General features: G+C 66.2%; 17 protein-coding genes. 11 read left to right on the top strand and 6 right to left on the bottom strand.

Annotation, left to right across the window (positions count from 1 at the left end):
• Position 1: 1 nt before the first annotated feature.
• Together LOY42_RS20765 and LOY42_RS20770 are read right to left on the bottom strand one after the other, a co-directional pair.
• Complete coding sequence (locus LOY42_RS20765; RefSeq protein ID WP_139669494.1) at positions 2 to 454, bottom strand: protein YgfX; 453 nt, start codon at positions 452 to 454, stop codon at positions 2 to 4.
• A complete protein-coding gene (locus tag LOY42_RS20770; RefSeq protein WP_028690159.1) occupies positions 438 to 692 on the bottom strand; it encodes a succinate dehydrogenase assembly factor 2 in 255 nt (84 codons plus the stop codon). The genes LOY42_RS20765 and LOY42_RS20770 overlap by 17 nt, the downstream gene beginning before the upstream one ends.
• A 133-nt stretch (positions 693 to 825) precedes the next feature.
• Between LOY42_RS20770 and LOY42_RS20775 the strand changes: the two genes are divergently transcribed.
• Together LOY42_RS20775 and LOY42_RS20780 are read left to right on the top strand one after the other, a co-directional pair.
• On the top strand, positions 826 to 1,767 hold the full coding sequence (locus tag LOY42_RS20775; RefSeq protein ID WP_139669492.1) for a folate-binding protein YgfZ: 942 nt from the start codon (positions 826 to 828) through the stop codon (positions 1,765 to 1,767).
• Positions 1,768 to 1,822: 55 nt separating this feature from the next.
• Positions 1,823 to 2,629 carry an HDOD domain-containing protein gene (locus LOY42_RS20780; RefSeq protein ID WP_102681585.1) on the top strand — a complete coding sequence of 269 codons (807 nt, stop codon included), beginning with the start codon at positions 1,823 to 1,825 and terminating at the stop codon, positions 2,627 to 2,629.
• Positions 2,630 to 2,672: 43 nt separating this feature from the next.
• On the opposite strand, the gene LOY42_RS20785 is transcribed toward LOY42_RS20780, so the two are convergent.
• Entirely contained in the window at positions 2,673 to 4,052 is a 1,380-nt protein-coding gene (locus LOY42_RS20785; protein ID WP_102681584.1) for a sensor histidine kinase, read from the bottom strand.
• The gene (locus LOY42_RS20790; RefSeq protein WP_139669491.1) at positions 4,045 to 4,716 is read right to left on the bottom strand and encodes a response regulator; all 672 of its coding nucleotides are present in this window, start codon (positions 4,714 to 4,716) and stop codon (positions 4,045 to 4,047) included. Before LOY42_RS20790 ends, LOY42_RS20785 begins: the two co-directional genes overlap by 8 nt.
• A gap of 200 nt (positions 4,717 to 4,916) precedes the next feature.
• On the opposite strand from LOY42_RS20790, the gene LOY42_RS20795 reads away from it, so the two are divergent.
• The 5 genes from LOY42_RS20795 (at position 4,917) to LOY42_RS20815 (ending at position 10,308) form a co-directional block, all read left to right on the top strand.
• Entirely contained in the window at positions 4,917 to 6,206 is a 1,290-nt protein-coding gene (locus tag LOY42_RS20795; RefSeq protein ID WP_139669489.1) for an OprD family porin, read from the top strand.
• A gap of 31 nt (positions 6,207 to 6,237) precedes the next feature.
• Positions 6,238 to 7,218: a tripartite tricarboxylate transporter substrate binding protein gene (locus tag LOY42_RS20800; protein WP_139669487.1), complete on the top strand. Its 981-nt coding sequence runs from the start codon at positions 6,238 to 6,240 to the stop codon at positions 7,216 to 7,218.
• 95 nt (positions 7,219 to 7,313) lie between these two features.
• Positions 7,314 to 7,772, top strand: coding sequence for a tripartite tricarboxylate transporter TctB family protein (locus LOY42_RS20805; protein ID WP_102681581.1), 459 nt, complete (start codon positions 7,314 to 7,316; stop codon positions 7,770 to 7,772).
• 3 nt (positions 7,773 to 7,775) lie between these two features.
• A complete protein-coding gene (locus tag LOY42_RS20810; protein ID WP_110697710.1) occupies positions 7,776 to 9,290 on the top strand; it encodes a tripartite tricarboxylate transporter permease in 1,515 nt (504 codons plus the stop codon).
• Positions 9,283 to 10,308: an AbrB family transcriptional regulator gene (locus tag LOY42_RS20815; RefSeq protein WP_110697708.1), complete on the top strand. Its 1,026-nt coding sequence runs from the start codon at positions 9,283 to 9,285 to the stop codon at positions 10,306 to 10,308. The genes LOY42_RS20810 and LOY42_RS20815 overlap by 8 nt, the downstream gene beginning before the upstream one ends.
• 35 nt (positions 10,309 to 10,343) lie before the next feature.
• Here the strand turns inward: LOY42_RS20815 and ung are convergent, their stop codons facing one another.
• Positions 10,344 to 11,036 carry a uracil-DNA glycosylase gene (gene ung / locus LOY42_RS20820; RefSeq protein ID WP_139669485.1) on the bottom strand — a complete coding sequence of 231 codons (693 nt, stop codon included), beginning with the start codon at positions 11,034 to 11,036 and terminating at the stop codon, positions 10,344 to 10,346.
• 128 nt (positions 11,037 to 11,164) lie between these two features.
• Here ung and LOY42_RS20825 point away from each other — a divergent pair, with 128 nt between their 5' ends.
• On the top strand, positions 11,165 to 12,271 hold the full coding sequence (locus LOY42_RS20825) for an enoyl-CoA hydratase/isomerase family protein (RefSeq protein ID WP_139669483.1): 1,107 nt from the start codon (positions 11,165 to 11,167) through the stop codon (positions 12,269 to 12,271).
• A gap of 27 nt (positions 12,272 to 12,298) precedes the next feature.
• Here the strand turns inward: LOY42_RS20825 and LOY42_RS20830 are convergent, their stop codons facing one another.
• Positions 12,299 to 12,736 (bottom strand): hypothetical protein, encoded by a 438-nt coding sequence (locus LOY42_RS20830; RefSeq protein ID WP_139669481.1) that lies wholly within the window; start codon positions 12,734 to 12,736, stop codon positions 12,299 to 12,301.
• A 212-nt stretch (positions 12,737 to 12,948) separates the two neighbouring features.
• Here LOY42_RS20830 and LOY42_RS20835 point away from each other — a divergent pair, with 212 nt between their 5' ends.
• From LOY42_RS20835 to LOY42_RS20845, 3 genes are read left to right on the top strand one after another with little or no spacing between them, the layout of a single operon-like run.
• The gene (locus tag LOY42_RS20835; protein WP_102681575.1) at positions 12,949 to 14,439 is read left to right on the top strand and encodes a sensor domain-containing diguanylate cyclase; all 1,491 of its coding nucleotides are present in this window, start codon (positions 12,949 to 12,951) and stop codon (positions 14,437 to 14,439) included.
• On the top strand, positions 14,432 to 14,653 hold the full coding sequence (locus tag LOY42_RS20840; protein WP_139669479.1) for a cysteine-rich CWC family protein: 222 nt from the start codon (positions 14,432 to 14,434) through the stop codon (positions 14,651 to 14,653). Before LOY42_RS20835 ends, LOY42_RS20840 begins: the two co-directional genes overlap by 8 nt.
• Positions 14,654 to 14,685: 32 nt before the next feature.
• Positions 14,686 to 15,378 carry a pseudouridine synthase gene (locus LOY42_RS20845; protein ID WP_139669477.1) on the top strand — a complete coding sequence of 231 codons (693 nt, stop codon included), beginning with the start codon at positions 14,686 to 14,688 and terminating at the stop codon, positions 15,376 to 15,378.
• The last annotated feature ends 358 nt before the right edge of the window (positions 15,379 to 15,736 follow it).

Genomic DNA, 15,736 nt, shown 5'->3' on the forward strand with positions numbered 1-15,736 from the left:
TTCAGGCCGGCGCGGCCCAGCGGCGCCGGCTGAACTTCAGCCGCACCCGCAGCCTTCGATGCTGTTCCTGCGCCAGGGCGTCCTTGGGGATGCACTGGCTCTGGCTGAACCATTGCCCCTTGCGCACGAAGCGCAGCACTACCACTGCGGGCAAGGCAACGCTGTCACGGCACAGGCGCGCCGGCTGCCACCCCCGGGCATGACTGTATATATGCCAGCCACGCGGTTCCCGACGCAGGCCGGTGACGGCGTCAGGGTGGGACAGCAAGATGCGGCGGGGGATGGCCCAACAGGCGTGGGCAAGACAGGCAATGACCAGCAGGCCCTTTGGCCAACCGGGCAACGTGACCACAACGCTGGCGATGAGCGCCAGCGCCTGGCAGGCGAGATAGGCCGTCAGCAGCAGGCGCGAGCCCTGCCAACGGCACTCGAATGCTTCACTTGGGCTGGACACGGTCCAGGATGATGCGGACCATGCGCTGCAGCTCCGGATCTTCGGACTCGCTGCGCTCCATGAACCAGCCGAACATGTCCTGGTCCTCGCAGGTCAGCAGGCGACGGTACAGCTCGCGGTCCGCTTCGCTCAGGCTCGGGTAGACCTCCTGGGTGAACGGTACCAGCAGCACGTCCAGTTCCAGCATGCCGCGACGGCTGTGCCAGAAAAGCCGATTGAGTTCAGTTTGTTCGACCATGGGGCCCTCCTCGAATGGTCGCGCAGTATACCGCGCAGCGAATGAAGCGGCACAAGGCGTTGGTCTACTCACCTACCTATTTTGTTACCGGCGTTCTATGATGGCCGCCAGTCTTTAGCTACCGCGATGACCCATGGCCGATTCCGCTTTCTTCTGTTCCCTCTCCCATGAGGGCATCCTCGCCGTCCGCGGCTCCGACGCCGGCAAGTTCCTGCAGGGTCAACTGACCTGCAATATCAGCTACCTCAGCGAAGCCCATGCGAGCCTCGGTGCCCGCTGCATGGTCAAGGGCCGCATGCAGTCTAGTTTCCGTATCCTGCCCGAGGGCAATGGCTACCTGCTGGCCATGGCCAGCGAGCTGCTCGAGGCGCAACTGGCCGACCTGAAGAAGTACGCGGTGTTCTCCAAGGCCACGCTGAGCGACGACAGCGCCGCCTGGGTGCGCTTCGGCCTGCAGCACGGCGACGCGGCCCTGCAGGCGCTGAGCCTGAGCGTGGCGGACGAGGCCGGCGCGACCGCACGTCATGATGGCCTGATCGCCATCCGCGCCTCGGCCGGGCGGGTCGAACTGTGGGCGCCTGCCGACCGGGCCAGCGCCGTGCGCGGGACGCTCGCCGCCGCGCTGCCAGAGGGCACGCTCAACGACTGGCTGCTTGGCCAGGTGCGCGCCGGCATCGGCCAGGTCATGGGCCCGACCCGCGAGCTGTTCATCCCGCAGATGATCAACCTGCAGGCCGTCGATGGCGTGAGCTTCAAGAAGGGTTGCTACACCGGCCAGGAGATCGTCGCCCGCATGCAGTACCTGGGCAAGCTCAAACGCCGCCAGTATCGCCTGGCGCTGGCCGAGACAGCGGTACCCGAGCCGGGCGCCGAGATCTTCTCGCCGACACACGGCTCGTCGGTCGGCGAGGTGGTGATCGCTGCCAGCACCGGCAGCGCCGTCGAACTGTTGGCCGTGCTCAGCGCCGATGCCGTGGCGGACGACAACCTGCACTTGGACAGCCTGGAAGGCCCGCGCCTGACGCTGCTCGACCTGCCTTACGAACTGGACCGCGACCGGGAAATCCAGCGCTGACCAGCCCGCCCCGGCGTTACGCCGGGGCTGCACCACCTTTGCCGTAGAGAAGTCCATGAACAAGCTGGCCGAGAAGGTCCAAGCGCAATTGCTCGCCGCCATCGACCGGGACGACCTGGTCCTGCCGACGCTTCCGGAAGTCGCCCTGAGCATTCGCGAAGCCGCCGAAGACAGCGAGATCAGCGTGTCCGCCTTGAGCAAGGTGATCGGCCGCGACGCCGCCCTGTCGGCACGCCTGATCAAGGTGGTCAACAGCCCGTTGCTGCGCGCCGCCGTCGAAGTCACCGACCTGCACACCGCGATCACGCGCCTGGGCATCAACTACAGCTGCAACCTGGCCATCGGCCTGGTGATCGAGCAGATCTTCCATGCCCGCGCCCCGGCGGTTGAACACAAGCTGCGTGATATCTGGGCCAACAGCCTGGATGTGGCAGGCATCAGCTATGAACTGTGCCGACGCTACACCCAGCTCAAGCCCGACCAGGCCACCCTCGGCGGCCTGGTGCACCAGATCGGCGCGTTGCCGGTGCTGATCTATGCCGAGGAGCACAACGAGTTGCTCTCCGACCCGATCTGCCTGCATTTCGTGATCGAACAGATCCAGCCGGTGCTGGGCGACAAGATTCTTAGCGCCTGGGAGTTTCCCGAGCAACTGGTCAGCCTGCCCAGCCAGGTGCAGGACCTGGACCGGCGCACCGACCAGATCGACTACATCGATATCGTCCAGATCGCCCGCTGCATCTGCCAGCGCGAGCGCATCCGGCCACTGGCCGCCCTGCCCGCCTACCGGCATCTGGGGCTGCCCTATGGCACCGAGCTGGATATCGCCGAACTGCTGGATGCGCGGAGCATGTTGCGCTGAATCGACAGGGCTGATCGCGGGACAAACCCCGCGATAGCCGACATCAATCCGCGATAAAACTCACCCGCACCTTCAACCCGCCGCGCTCGCCGTCATGCAGGCTGATCTGCGCCAGGTGCGCCCGGCAGATCTCGCCGACGATGGCCAGCCCCAGCCCGCTGCCCTGGGCGCTGCGCCGGTAGAAGCGCTCGAACACCCGCTCACGCTCATCCTGCGGAATCCCTGGCCCATCGTCCTCGACTTCAAGTACCGCCGGCGCCAGCACCCGCAGCACGACGTCACCGCCTGGCGGGGTGTGGGCCAGAGCATTGTCCACCAGGTTGCTGAGCAGCTCGTTGAGCAAGGTCGGCTCGCCCTTGAGCCATACCGGCGCCTCGGCCTCCAGCGCCAGCGCAACGCCGCGGGCATGGGCCAGCGGCGCCATGGCCATGCCCAGCTCGCGGGCCAGCTGGCTCAGGTCCAGGCGTTGCGCACCGCCCTCGGCGATGGCCCGGGCGCCATTCTCCACCCGCGCCAATGACAGCAACTGGTTGGCCAGATGGGTGAGCCGGTCCGTGCCCAGGGCCGCCGCCTCCAGGGTCTTGCGCCATTCTTCTGGCTCCCGTGAGCGCAGGCCCAGCTCGACCCGTGCCTTGAGCGCCGCCAGCGGCGTGCGCAGCTCATGGGCGGCGTCGGCGATGAACTGTGCCTGGCGCTCGAACTGGCCACGCAGCCGCTCGGTGAAATGGTTGAGGGCACGCACCAGCGGCCCCAGCTCGCGTTGCACCTGCACTACGGGCAAGGCGCGCAGATCGTCGGGCTGGCGCTCCTCCACCGCGGTGCGCAAGCGCTCCAGGGGACGCAGGGCGGCGCTCACCGCGAACCACACCATCATCAGCGCGCCGAAGGCCAGCATCCCCAGGCGCAGCAGGGTGTCGGCCATCAGCCCGCGGGCCATGCGCACCCGCGCCTCCTCGGTCTCGGCCACGCGAATCTCGGCCATGCCGTTCATGTTTGGTTCGCTCACCGCCTTGAGCAGGCTGACCACACGCACGTCCTGACCCAGGTAGGTGGCGTTGTAGAAACGCGCCAGTGCCGGATAGTCGTCGGTGCGCGGCGTGCCCGGCGGTGGCGGGGGCAGGTGCTCGTAGCCGGAGATGAGCTTCTGGTGGATGTCCAGCACCTGATAGTAGATGCGCCCGGCGCTGTCATAGGCGAAGGTGTCCAGGGCCACGTAGGGCACATCGGCGCTGAGGGTGCCGTCGCGCTGCGACAGGCCGGCAGCGATGGTCCGCGCCGACGCCAGCAGGGTCCGGTCATAGGCGGTGTCGGCGGCTTCGCGGCCATTCCAGTAAGCGCTCAGGCCGCTGGCCAGCATCAGCACCACCAGCAGCAACGCCAGGTTGCCCAGCAGGCGCCCGCGCAGGCTGCCGTTGTCACGCATCGCGGTGCTCGAGCAGGTAGCCCAGGCCACGGAAGGTGACGATGGCCACCGGGTGACCGTCGAGCTTCTTGCGCAGGCGGTGAATGTAGATCTCGATGGCGTCGGGGCTGGCCTCCTCGTCGAGGCCGAACACCTGGGCCGCCAGCTGCTCCTTGCTCATCACCCGGCCAGGGCGGGCAATCAGCGCCTCGAGCACGCTCTGTTCGCGCTGGGTCAAGGTCAGCGGCTCGCCATCCAGGCCGAAGCGCCGGGTATCCAGGTCATAGACCAGCGGGCCGCAGCGTTGCTGGCGCTCGCCACCGAGCACGCTGCGGCGCAGCAAGGCCTTGACCCTTGCTTCCAGCTCGGTCAGCTCGAAGGGTTTGGCCAGGTAGTCGTCGGCACCGAGGTTCAGCCCATGCACCCGGTCCTTCACATCGCTGCGGGCGGTGAGCATCAGCACCGGCAAGGTCTTGCCGCGACCGCGCAGGCGCGCCAGCACTTCGAAGCCGTCCATGCGCGGCAGGCCGACATCCAGCACCGCCACGGCATAGTCTTCGCTGGCCAGGGCCAGGTCGGCGGCCACGCCGTCATGCAGCACGTCCACGGTCAGGCCCTGGCTCTTGAGGGCCTGGCCCACGCTTTCGGCCAGTTGCAGATGGTCTTCGACCAGCAGCACACGCATCGGATTCTCCCTGTTCGGCTGGGCTTTTTGCGCGGAGTGTACCGCCGTGGCGAGTGCTGTGAAGCCCTCGCAACAAACCTTTCACACTGAAAGGTTAGCGAAAGGTTGGTTACCTAGCATCGCACCACGGCTGCCCCGCGCGCCGCAAAAAGCACCAGCAAGGTGCAAACACATAAGAACAATAAATGGAGTCACCGACGATGCTGTCCACGCAGCCGCAGGCGTACGCGCCTATCCGTTCCCTCGCCGCCCGACCTTCCGCCCTCGCCAGCGCCTTCGCCCTTGCCGGTGTCGCGCCCATGAGCCAGGCCGCCTTCTTCGAAGACAGCACGGCCACCTTCGAAACCCGCAACATGTACTTCAACCGCGACTTCCGCGACGGCACCAGCGCGCAGCAATCCAAGCGCGACGAATGGGCCCAGGGTTTCATGCTCAACTTCGAGTCCGGCTATACCGAAGGCACCGTGGGCTTCGGCCTGGACGCGCTGGGCATGCTCGGGGTCAAGCTCGACTCCAGCAAGGACCGCACCGACACCGGCCTGCTGCCGACCCACGACAACGGCAAGGCTGCCGACGAATACTCCAAGCTCGGCCTGACCGGCAAGGTCAAGGTCTCGCAGACTGAACTGAAGGTCGGCACGCTGATCCCCGAGCTGCCCACGCTGCAGCCCAACGACGGGCGCATCCTGCCGCAGACCTTCGAAGGCGGCCTGGTCACCTCGAAGGAGATCAAAGGCCTGACCTTCACCGGCGCCCGCCTGGAAAAAGCCAAGGACCGCAACGACACCAACTGGGAAGACCTGGCCCTCAACAACAAGAACAGTCGCTTCGGCGGCACTTTCAGCGCCGACCATTTCGACACCGGCGGCCTGGACTACCAGTTTACCGACCGCATCACCGGCAGCTACCACTTCGCCCAGCTCGACGACATCTACCGCCAGCACTTCATCGGCATGCTCGCCACCCAGCCGTGGGGCCCGGGCACCCTGGGCGCCGACCTGCGCCTGGCGATCAGCGACGATGCCGGCGCGGCCAAGGCCGGCAAGATCGACAACACCACCTTCAACGGCATGCTCAGCTACACCCTGGGCGGGCACAAGGTCAGCGGCGCCTGGCAGCAGCTCACAGGCGACAGCGCCTTCCCCTACGTCGACGGCGCCGACCCCTACCTGGTCAACTTCGTCCAGATCAATGACTTCGCAGGCGCCGACGAGCGCTCCTGGCAGGCACGCTACGACTACAACTTCGCCGCCCTCGGCATCCCCGGCCTGACCTTCATGACCCGCTACATCAGCGGCGACAACGTCAGCCGCGCCGCTGGCGGCGAGGGCAAGGAGTGGGAACGCAACACCGAACTGAAGTACGTGGTACAAAGCGGCCCGTTGAAAAACGTCGCCGTGCGCCTGCGCAACGCCACCTTCCGCTCCAACTTCGCCCGCGACGCGGACGAGGTGCGGCTGCTGGTGAGCTACAGCGTGGCTCTGTGGTAACCCATAACAACAACGCTCACGGAGATAGACGATGACATTTTCACTGCGCCGCCTCGTCCTGGCCACCGGCTGCCTGCTGCTGGCCGGCAACGCCCTGGCCGCCGAACCCAAACGCCCCGAATGCATCGCGCCGGCCTCGCCCGGCGGCGGTTTCGACCTGACCTGCAAGCTGGTGCAGAGCGCCCTGGTCAACGAGAAGATCCTCAGCAAGCCCATGCGCGTGACCTACATGCCCGGCGGTGTCGGCGCGGTAGCCTACAACGCCGTGGTTGCCCAGCGGCCAGGCGATGCCGGCACCCTGGTGGCCTGGTCCAGCGGTTCGCTGCTGAACCTGGCCCAGGGCAAGTTCGGCCGCTTCGACGAGAACGCAGTGAAATGGCTGGCGGCGGTCGGCACCAGCTATGGCGCCATCGCGGTGAAGAGCGACTCGCCCTACAAGACCCTCGATGATCTGGTCGCGGCCCTGAAGAAAGACCCGAGCAAGGTGGTGATCGGCTCCGGCGGCACCGTCGGCAGCCAGGACTGGATGCAGACCGCGCTGATCGCCAAGGCCGCCGGCATCAACCCGCGCGACCTGCGCTACGTGGCCCTGGAAGGCGGCGGCGAGATCGCCACCGCGCTGCTCGGCGGGCATATCCAGGTGGGTTCCACCGATATTTCCGACTCCATGCCGCACATCCAGAGCGGCAACATGCGCATCCTCGCGGTGTTCTCCGAGAACCGCCTGGACGAGCCGGAGATGAAAGACATCCCCACCGCCAAGGAGCAGGGCTACAACATCGTCTGGCCGGTGGTGCGCGGTTTCTACCTCGGGCCGAAGGTCAGCGACGAGGACTATGCCTGGTGGAAGGCCTCGTTCGACAAGCTGCTGGCCTCGGAGGAGTTCGCCAAGCTGCGTGACCAGCGCGAACTGTTCCCGTTCGCCATGACCGGCGAAGAGCTGGACGGCTATGTGAAGAAGCAGGTGGCTGACTACAAGGCATTGGCCCGTGAGTTCGGGTTGATCCAGTAAGCATCGACCCCGTGGGAGCGGGCTTGCCCCGCGATGCCCCATCGCGGGGCAAGCCCGCTCCCACGCCCCGCTCTTCGACCATGAGGATTTATTCCATGATCCTGCAACGCCTCTTCGCCCTCGTCCTGCTGGCGCTGTGCGCCGTGCTGGCCGTGATGGCCTGGCCCTACCAGGCCGCCTTCTCCTACGAACCGGTGGGCCCACGCGCCTACCCGCTGCTGATGCTCGGCCTGATGAGCCTGGGCCTGCTGTACCTGGCCATTCGCCCCACGCCCATCGTGCGCAAGGACGACGAACCGGAGCTGGACCGCGAGACCCTGATCAAGATCACCGCCTGCGTCGGGCTGCTGATCGTCTTCGCCGCCACCTTCGAGGCGCTGGGCTTCATCCTCAGCGCCATCCTGGTCGGCCTGCCCATGGCCCGCCTGTACGGTGGCCGCTGGCTGCACAGCGCCATCGTGGTGGTGGGCATGAGCATCTTCCTCTATTGGTTGTTCGACCGGGTGATGGACGTCCCCCTGCCCCTCGGCCTGCTCGACGTACTGGAGAACTGACACATGGATACCTTGAGCTACCTGGGCCAGGGCTTCGGCGTCGCCCTGAGCCCGTACAACCTGGTCACCGCCCTGACCGGCACCCTGATCGGCACCGTGGTCGGCCTGCTGCCGGGCCTGGGCCCGATCAACGGCGTGGCCCTGCTGATCCCCATCGCCTTCGCCCTCGGCCTGCCGCCGGAGTCGGCGCTGATCCTGCTGGCCGCGGTGTACCTGGGCTGCGAGTACGGCGGACGGATCAGCTCGATCCTGCTGAACATCCCGGGCGAAGCCTCCACCGTGATGACCACCCTCGACGGCTACCCCATGGCCCGCCAGGGCCTGGCCGGCGTGGCCCTGTCGCTGTCGGCCTGGAGCTCGTTCATCGGTGCCCTCATCGCCACCTGCGGCATGGTGCTGTTCGCCCCGCTGCTGGCGAAATGGGCGATCGCCTTCGGCCCGGCGGAGTACTTCGTGCTGATGGTGTTCGCCATCGTCGCCCTCGGCGGCATGGCCGGCGACAAACCGCTGAAGACGTTCATCGCCGCGCTGATCGGCCTGTTCCTCTCGGCGGTGGGCATCGACGCCAACAGCGGCGTGTACCGCTTCACCGGTGACAGCGTGCACCTGGCCGACGGCATCCAGTTCGTGGTGCTGGTGCTGGGGCTGTTCTCGATCAGCGAGATCCTCCTGCTGCTGGAGAAGACCCACCATGGCCATGTGGCGGTCAAGGCCACCGGGCGCATGCTGTTCAACTTCAAGGAAGCGGCCTCGGTATTCTTCGTCAACGTTCGTTGCGGCCTGCTCGGCTTCTTCATGGGCGTGTTGCCGGGCGCTGGCGCGACGCTGGCCAGTGCCGTGGCGTACATGACCGAGAAACGCATCGCCGGCGACAAAGGCAAGTTCGGCAAGGGCGACGCACGTGGCCTGGCAGCCCCGGAAACCGCCATCGGCGCCTCCTGCTGCGGCGCCCTGGTACCGATGCTGACCCTGGGCGTGCCAGGCTCGGGCACCACCGCGGTGATGATCGGCGCCCTGACGCTGTACAACATCACCCCCGGCCCGCTGTTGTTCGAACAGCAACCGGACATCGTCTGGGGCCTGATCGCCTCGCTGTTCATCGCCAACATCATGCTGGTGGTCCTGAACATCCCGATGATCCGCATCTTCACCCGCATCCTCGCCGTGCCGAACTGGGCACTGGTGCCGGTGATCGCGATCATCACCGCGATCGGCGTGTACGCGGTGCATGCCACCACCTTCGACCTGTTCCTGATGGTCGGCATCGGCATCATGGGCTACATCCTGCGCAAGCTGGACTTCCCGCTGTCGCCGATCCTGCTGGGCTTCATCCTCGGCGGCTTGATGGAACAGAACCTGCGCCGCGCGCTGTCGATCTCCAACGGCGAACTGGGCATCCTCTGGTCGAGCCCGATCAGCATGGGCGTGTGGGTGCTGGTGGTGTGCATGCTGAGCCTGCCGCTGCTGCGCAGCTGGCGCAAACGTGCCCTGCAGCGCCGGGCCATGGCCGATGCCTGACCGGTCGTTGCCGCTGTTCTGGGCCACCGGGCTGGTCGGCCTTGCGGGCGGTTTTGCCGCCAGCAAGGTCGGCTGGCCCTTGCCCTGGATGGTCGGCTCCTTGCTGGCGATCATCCTGGTGCGCTGCCTGACCCCCTGGCAGCTCAGTGAAATCCCCAATGGCCGCAAATGCGGGCAATGGATCATCGGTATCGGCATCGGCCTGCACTTCACACCGGCGGTGATCGAACAGGTGGCCGGCCACTTCGCGCTGATCTTCTTCGGCGCGCTGTTCACCACGCTGTCCAGCGTAATCAGTGTCTGGCTGCTGCGGCGCACCGGTGAAGACCGGGCGACGGCGTTCTTCGCCAGCATGCCGGGCGGCTCGGGCGAGATGGTCAACCTTGGCGCGCGCAATGGCGCGGTGCTCAGCCAGGTGGCCGCGGCGCAGAGCCTGCGGGTGCTGGCGGTGGTGCTGTGCGTGCCGGCGCTGTTCAAACTGCTGCTGGGCGACGGCGTGCCGCTGAACCATGCGGGCAGCGTAAGCTGGGGCTGGCTGGCGTTGATTGCGCCGCTTGGGGTGCTCATGGCACTGCTGTGGCAACGCCTGCGCCAACCCAACCCCTGGCTGTTCGGGCCGTTGCTGGTGGCTGCCGGCGCAAGCCTGGCGGGTAACCTGCAGATCGGCTTGCCCAACGGCGCCAGCCAGATCGGCCAGTGGTTGATCGGCAGTGGCCTGGCCTGCCACTTCAACCGAGCGTTCTTCCGCCGGGCGCCGTCGTTCCTGGGGCGCACCCTGCTGGCCACGGCGTTGTGCATGTTGATCGCCGCCGGCGCGGCCTGGGCGCTGAGCCTGCTGACGCACCTGGACCTGCGCTCGCTGACGCTGGGCATGATGCCCGGGGGCATCGCCGAGATGAGCCTGACGGCCGAGACCTTGCAACTGTCGGTGCCGCTGGTAACGGCGCTGCAGGTGATGCGCTTGCTGTTCGTGCTGTTCCTGGCCGAGCCGTTGTTCCGGCAGTGGGCCAGGCTCTGAGCAGGAAGGGCCGCTTCGCGGCCCTCTTTTTCAGCTCACAACGGCGGCAACGCCCAATTGATCGGCGCCATCCCGCGCTGCTCGAGGAAGCTGTTGGTGCGGCTGAAATGCCCGCAACCAAAGAACCCACGGTAGGCCGACAACGGCGACGGGTGCACCGACTTGAGCACCAGGTGCTTGCTGGCATCGATCAGCTTCTGCTTGCTCTGCGCATGCGCGCCCCACAGCAGGAACACCACATTCGGGCACTGCTCGCTGACCACCTGAATGATCCGGTCGGTGAAGAACTCCCAGCCCTTCTTCGCATGCGAAGCCGCATTGGCCCGCTCCACGGTCATGGTGGTATTGAGCAGCAACACGCCCTGCTCCGCCCAGCTTTGCAGGTAGCCGTGGCTGGGGATCGGCAGGTTGAGGTCGCGCTGCAGCTCCTTGTAGATATTGACCAGCGACGGCGGCGTGGCGATGCCCGGCTGCACCGAGAAGCACAGGCCATGGGCCTGGCCCGGACCGTGGTACGGGTCCTGGCCGAGGATGACCACCTTGACCTGCTCCAGCGGCGTGGAGTTGAGGGCGTTGAAGATCAATGGCCCGGGCGGGTAGATCTCCTTGCCGGCGGCGTATTCGCCGCGCAGGAACTCGCGTAGCTGATGCATGTAGGGCTGGTCGAACTCGGCACGCAGCGCGGATTTCCAGCTGGGCTCGAGTTTGATGCGATCATCGTCGGTCATGGGGGCATCCAAAAGCAAAGTGCCGCGACACTAGGAAAGCCTGGCCGGCTTGTCAATCGATCCGACCGACGACCGGCAGCTTCGGCGCGGCAGGCCATACTGAGGGGATGATTTGCGCGAGGTAGCCCATGTCCATTCAATGCGAGGTACTGACCGGCGCCGACGGCGCCCGTATCGGCATCGCCACCCTGGACGCGCCCAAGGCGCTCAATGCCCTGACGTTGCCCATGATCGAAGTGCTCGACGAACGGCTGCGCGGCTGGGCCAGCGACCCCGGGATCGTCTGCGTGCTGCTGCGCGGCAACGGGCCAAAGGCCTTCTGTGCCGGCGGCGACGTGCGGGCCCTGGTCCAGGCCTGCCGCGAACACCCCGGTAGCGTGCCACCGCTGGCTGCGACCTTCTTCGCCCGTGAATACCGTCTCGACTATCACCTGCACACCTATCCCAAGCCTCTGCTGTGCTGGGGCCATGGTCATGTGCTGGGCGGCGGCATGGGCCTGCTGCAAGGCGCCGCGGTGCGCATCGTCACTCCCAGCAGCCGCCTGGCCATGCCCGAAATCAGTATCGGCCTGTATCCCGACGTTGGCGCCAGCTGGTTCCTGGCCCGCCTGCCCGGCAAGCTTGGCCTGTTCCTGGGGCTCACCGGCGCGCCCCTCAATGCCCGCGACGCGCTGGACATGGGCCTCGCCGACCGCTTCCTGGGCGAGCATCAGCAGGAGGCGCTGATCGAAGAGCTGTTGCAGTTGAACTGGCAGGAGCAGACCGCCCTGCAGCTCAACAGCCTGCTCAAGGCCGAACAGCACCGTGCCTGCGTGGAGCTGCCCGAAGGGCAATGGCTGGCACGTCGGGCCGTGATCGACGAAGTGCTCGACGTGGCCGACCCCGTCGCGGCCTGGCGCGCTCTGACCGGCCTGGCCCGGCATGCCGATCCGTTGCTGGCGGCGGCGGGTCAACGCCTGCATGAGGGCTGCCCGTTGACGGCGCACCTGGTGTGGGAACAGATCCGTCGGGCTCGGTACCTTTCGCTGACCCAGGTGTTCCAGATGGAGTACACGATGAGCCTGAACTGTTGCCGTCACCCGGAGTTCAGCGAAGGGGTGCGCGCGCGCCTGCTGGACAAGGACAACACCCCGCACTGGCACTGGCCGGATGTGGCGCAGGTGCCAGCGGCGGTGGTGGAGGCGCATTTCAGCAAGGTCTGGGAGGGGCGGCATCCGTTGGCGGAACTGGGATGACGCATCGCGGGGCGTGTCCGCACTCGGTCAACGCGACCAGCCCCGCTCGCCACCTCGCCCGCCGTCTGGTCGACGGTCGCGATTACCCTGCCCGTTCGAATGCCAGCGATCACCTCGGCGATCATCATTGCGATAGTCGTGGCGGTCGCGATCGCGCCCATAGTCGTAGCGCTGGCGGTTGCCATAGTCGTAGCGCGGGTTGCCTTGCCAGCGCGGCTGCACGCCGGGTGCCGGATACGGGCGGTACTGTGGCACTGGTGCGGGCCGGTAGTAACGCGGCGCGGGCTGGTAGTAATAGCGTGGCTGCGGCGCCACATCGTAGCGATCCTGACGGTAGTAGCCAGGGTAAACATAGCGATCGCTGGTGTAGTAGTCACGGCGGTAGTAGCCGTCGCCCGCATAGTAAGGGGCGCAGGCGGATGTCAGCAGTCCAAGCAGGACGATGAGCAGGATTCGTGGGTACATGGCGGCCTCCTGGACCGCAGGGGTGCCCGACACAGCGGCGCTGGCGGGCGTCGACGGCAATGCGTTCATCGACACTGGATAAGACAGTCGCGCCAGGGTTCGGTGCCATTTCTGCAACAAATTGAAACAGGTCGTATAACCCTGAAAAACATGCAGTCATTTTTCGGTCATCTCACTAGAATGTGGCCACCGGCACACTTCACGGGAAGATCATGCCTTCGCCCTCCGCCCTGTTCTCGCAACGCTCGCTGATCCTTGCCCTGCTGCTGTTGCTGGCCTGCGGCTTCCTGGCCACCTCGCTGCTGAGCTACTACGCCTCGCGCGGGGCGATCCGCGACGTGATCGTCAACACCGAACTGCCGCTGACCTCCGACACGGTCTATTCGGAAATCCAGAAAGACCTGATTCGCCCGGTGTTGATCTCATCGATGATGGCCCAGGACACCTTCCTGCGGGACTGGGTACTGGGCGGCGAACAGGACACCACGCGCGTCACCCGCTACCTGGGCGAAGTGATGGGCAGCCAAGTCACCTGCACCAGCTTCTTCGTTTCCGACCGCAGCCTCACCTACTACCAGGCCAAGGGCGTGCTCAAGCAGGTACGCCCCGATGCCTGGCGCGACGCCTGGTACTTCCGCCTGCGCCAGTCGAACAAACCCTACGAGATCAATGTCGACCTGGACATGGCCAACCAGGACAAGCTCACCGTGTTCATCAACCACCGCGTGCTCGACTACCAGCAACGCTTCATCGGGGCCGCCGGGGTGGGCTTGAGCGTGGAGTCGGTGGTACGCCTGATCGACGACTATCAACGCAGGTACCAGCGTTCGGTGCTGTTCACCGATGCCCAGGGCAAGGTCCTGCTGACCGGCTCCGACGGTGGCCCCCACGGCTTGCGCGCCGGCCAGCAATTGGCCGACAGCAACCAGTGGCAGGCGTTGCTGGCGCGCATGCCGACACCCGCCACCGGCAGCCATGAGTACACCGACAACGACGGCCACAGCCACTTCCTCAACGTGCGCCTGCTGCCGGAGCTGGGCTGGTACCTGCTGGTGGACAAGCGCGAGACCGGCGCCCTGGAGCGCATCCGCCAGTCGCTGTACCTGAACCTGGCGATCTGCGCGATGATCACCCTGGTCGTGCTGTCGCTGCTCAACGCCATGGTCAAGCGCCACCAGGACAACGCCGAGGCGCTGGCCACCCTCGACAGCCTCACCGGCCTGCCCAACCGCCGCAGCTTCGACCTGCTGGCCGGCCAGGCGCTGGTCGAGGCCCAGCGCGACAGCGCGCCGCTGGTCGCCCTGCTGATCGACCTCGATCATTTCAAGGCCCTCAACGACACCCACGGCCATCTGGCCGGCGACGAAGTGCTGCGCCAGTTCGCCAATGTGCTGCAGGGCAGCCTGCGCCAGTCCGATATACTCTGCCGCTGGGGCGGCGAGGAGTTCATCGTGCTGCTGCGTGAAGCCGAAGGCCGCCAGGCCATCGAAGTGGCGGAGAAGATCCGTCGGCGCACCGAGCAGCTGACCTTCAGCTATGCCGACCAGCCACTGCGCCTGACCGCGAGCATCGGCCTGTCCGCCCTGCAGCGCGGCGACAGCCTGCACAGTCTGCTGACCCGCGCCGACCACGCCCTTTATCGTGCCAAACAAGGCGGACGCAACCGCGTCTGCAGCGAGATGCCCGGAACCGACCATGCCTGACCCGCAACGCTGCCCCGCCTGCGGCGCCCTCAACCAATGCGGCCTGGCCGACCCGCGCAACGCCATGCAAGGCTGCTGGTGCTTCGAGGTGGACATCGACTCGGCAGTCATCGAAGCCCTGCCCGCCGAACTGCGCGATAAGGCCTGCCTGTGCCCGCGCTGCGCACAGGTGGACGCACAGCTCAAGGCAGCGCAAGCGCGCACGATCCGTTAGACTGCGCGCCGGTTTCCTGCAAGCGGCCCACCATGCGCCTCGACCGATTCCTCGGCAACCTGCCCTGCTACAACCGCCAGCAAGTGCGTCTGCTGCTGGCGCAACGGCGTGTGCGCGTGGACGGCATGGCGACCGCCGACCCGCTGTTGGAGGTGCGTGAATTCAGCCGCGTCGAAGTGGACGAGCAGGTACACCAGGCCGGGCGCCCGGCACGCTACCTGATGCTGCACAAGCCCAGCGGTTACGTCAGCGCCACCCAGGACCCGCAGCACCGCACCGTGCTCGACCTGCTGCCGGCGGCGCTGCGCGATGAGCTGCACATCGCCGGGCGCCTGGACTACAACACCACCGGACTGATGATCCTGACCAACGATGGCCAGTGGTCGCGGCGCCTGACCCAGCCACGGACCAAGCAGCCCAAGACCTACTTGGTGCACACCGAGGTCGAGATTGGTGCGCACTACATCGACAAGTTCCGTGAAGGGTTCTACTTCGCCTTCGAAGACCTCACCACCCTGCCCGCGCAGCTGGATATCCTCGGCCCGCGCAGCGCGCGCCTGACCATCGTCGAGGGCCGCTATCACCAGGTGAAGCGGATGTTCGGACACTTCCAGAACAAGGTGGTGGGGCTGCATCGGGAAAGCATGGGGTCGATCACACTGGACCCGATATTGCATCCTGGAGAGTTCAGGACGCTGACCGACGAGGAAATCGCCTCGGTCTGAGCCGATCACCATTCGGCGGTATCCCACGAAAGATTGTCCCAACGGCACTTGCGCGATCCTGACCGCGCTGCTTGACTGCTAACTCGTCGGTCTGCATGTGACCAACCAGTCACAGCCGTAGTCCAAGACGCCCTTTACCGGCCACCCGGGGTCTCGATGCCCTGGGGCACGGTAATCGCCCGCCACAACAATACCGTCGACACCAGCGTCAAGGATCGACACAAGGGCCCACCGGTTTTCAGTTCCAGGCGAATGCCTACCTGTCATAAAGCACGTGCACCCTGATGGCCAGTCCGGTCGGTTCGGCGCCAGCCCGCCAAGCGACCACGCAGGCCACCAGGTGACGCGGATACCCTTT

This window comes from Pseudomonas sp. B21-023 (assembly GCF_024749165.1).
In the GTDB taxonomy this organism is placed as follows: domain Bacteria; phylum Pseudomonadota; class Gammaproteobacteria; order Pseudomonadales; family Pseudomonadaceae; genus Aquipseudomonas.

Excerpts from the sequence above, each read along its gene's own strand:
- LOY42_RS20800 (WP_139669487.1), top strand. The coding sequence starts at position 6,238 with ATGACATTTTCACTGCGCCGCCTCGTCCTGGCCACCGGCTGCCTGCTG.
- LOY42_RS20775 (WP_139669492.1), top strand. The coding sequence starts at position 826 with ATGGCCGATTCCGCTTTCTTCTGTTCCCTCTCCCATGAGGGCATCCTC.
- LOY42_RS20805 (WP_102681581.1), top strand. The coding sequence starts at position 7,314 with ATGATCCTGCAACGCCTCTTCGCCCTCGTCCTGCTGGCGCTGTGCGCC.
- LOY42_RS20810 (WP_110697710.1), top strand. The coding sequence starts at position 7,776 with ATGGATACCTTGAGCTACCTGGGCCAGGGCTTCGGCGTCGCCCTGAGC.
- ung (WP_139669485.1), bottom strand. The coding sequence starts at position 11,036 with ATGACCGACGATGATCGCATCAAACTCGAGCCCAGCTGGAAATCCGCG.
- LOY42_RS20835 (WP_102681575.1), top strand. The coding sequence starts at position 12,949 with ATGCCTTCGCCCTCCGCCCTGTTCTCGCAACGCTCGCTGATCCTTGCC.
- LOY42_RS20825 (WP_139669483.1), top strand. The coding sequence starts at position 11,165 with ATGTCCATTCAATGCGAGGTACTGACCGGCGCCGACGGCGCCCGTATC.
- LOY42_RS20770 (WP_028690159.1), bottom strand. The coding sequence starts at position 692 with ATGGTCGAACAAACTGAACTCAATCGGCTTTTCTGGCACAGCCGTCGC.
- LOY42_RS20795 (WP_139669489.1), top strand. The coding sequence starts at position 4,917 with ATGCTGTCCACGCAGCCGCAGGCGTACGCGCCTATCCGTTCCCTCGCC.
- LOY42_RS20815 (WP_110697708.1), top strand. The coding sequence starts at position 9,283 with ATGCCTGACCGGTCGTTGCCGCTGTTCTGGGCCACCGGGCTGGTCGGC.
- LOY42_RS20840 (WP_139669479.1), top strand. The coding sequence starts at position 14,432 with ATGCCTGACCCGCAACGCTGCCCCGCCTGCGGCGCCCTCAACCAATGC.
- LOY42_RS20785 (WP_102681584.1), bottom strand. The coding sequence starts at position 4,052 with ATGCGTGACAACGGCAGCCTGCGCGGGCGCCTGCTGGGCAACCTGGCG.
- LOY42_RS20830 (WP_139669481.1), bottom strand. The coding sequence starts at position 12,736 with ATGTACCCACGAATCCTGCTCATCGTCCTGCTTGGACTGCTGACATCC.
- LOY42_RS20845 (WP_139669477.1), top strand. The coding sequence starts at position 14,686 with ATGCGCCTCGACCGATTCCTCGGCAACCTGCCCTGCTACAACCGCCAG.
- LOY42_RS20780 (WP_102681585.1), top strand. The coding sequence starts at position 1,823 with ATGAACAAGCTGGCCGAGAAGGTCCAAGCGCAATTGCTCGCCGCCATC.
- LOY42_RS20790 (WP_139669491.1), bottom strand. The coding sequence starts at position 4,716 with ATGCGTGTGCTGCTGGTCGAAGACCATCTGCAACTGGCCGAAAGCGTG.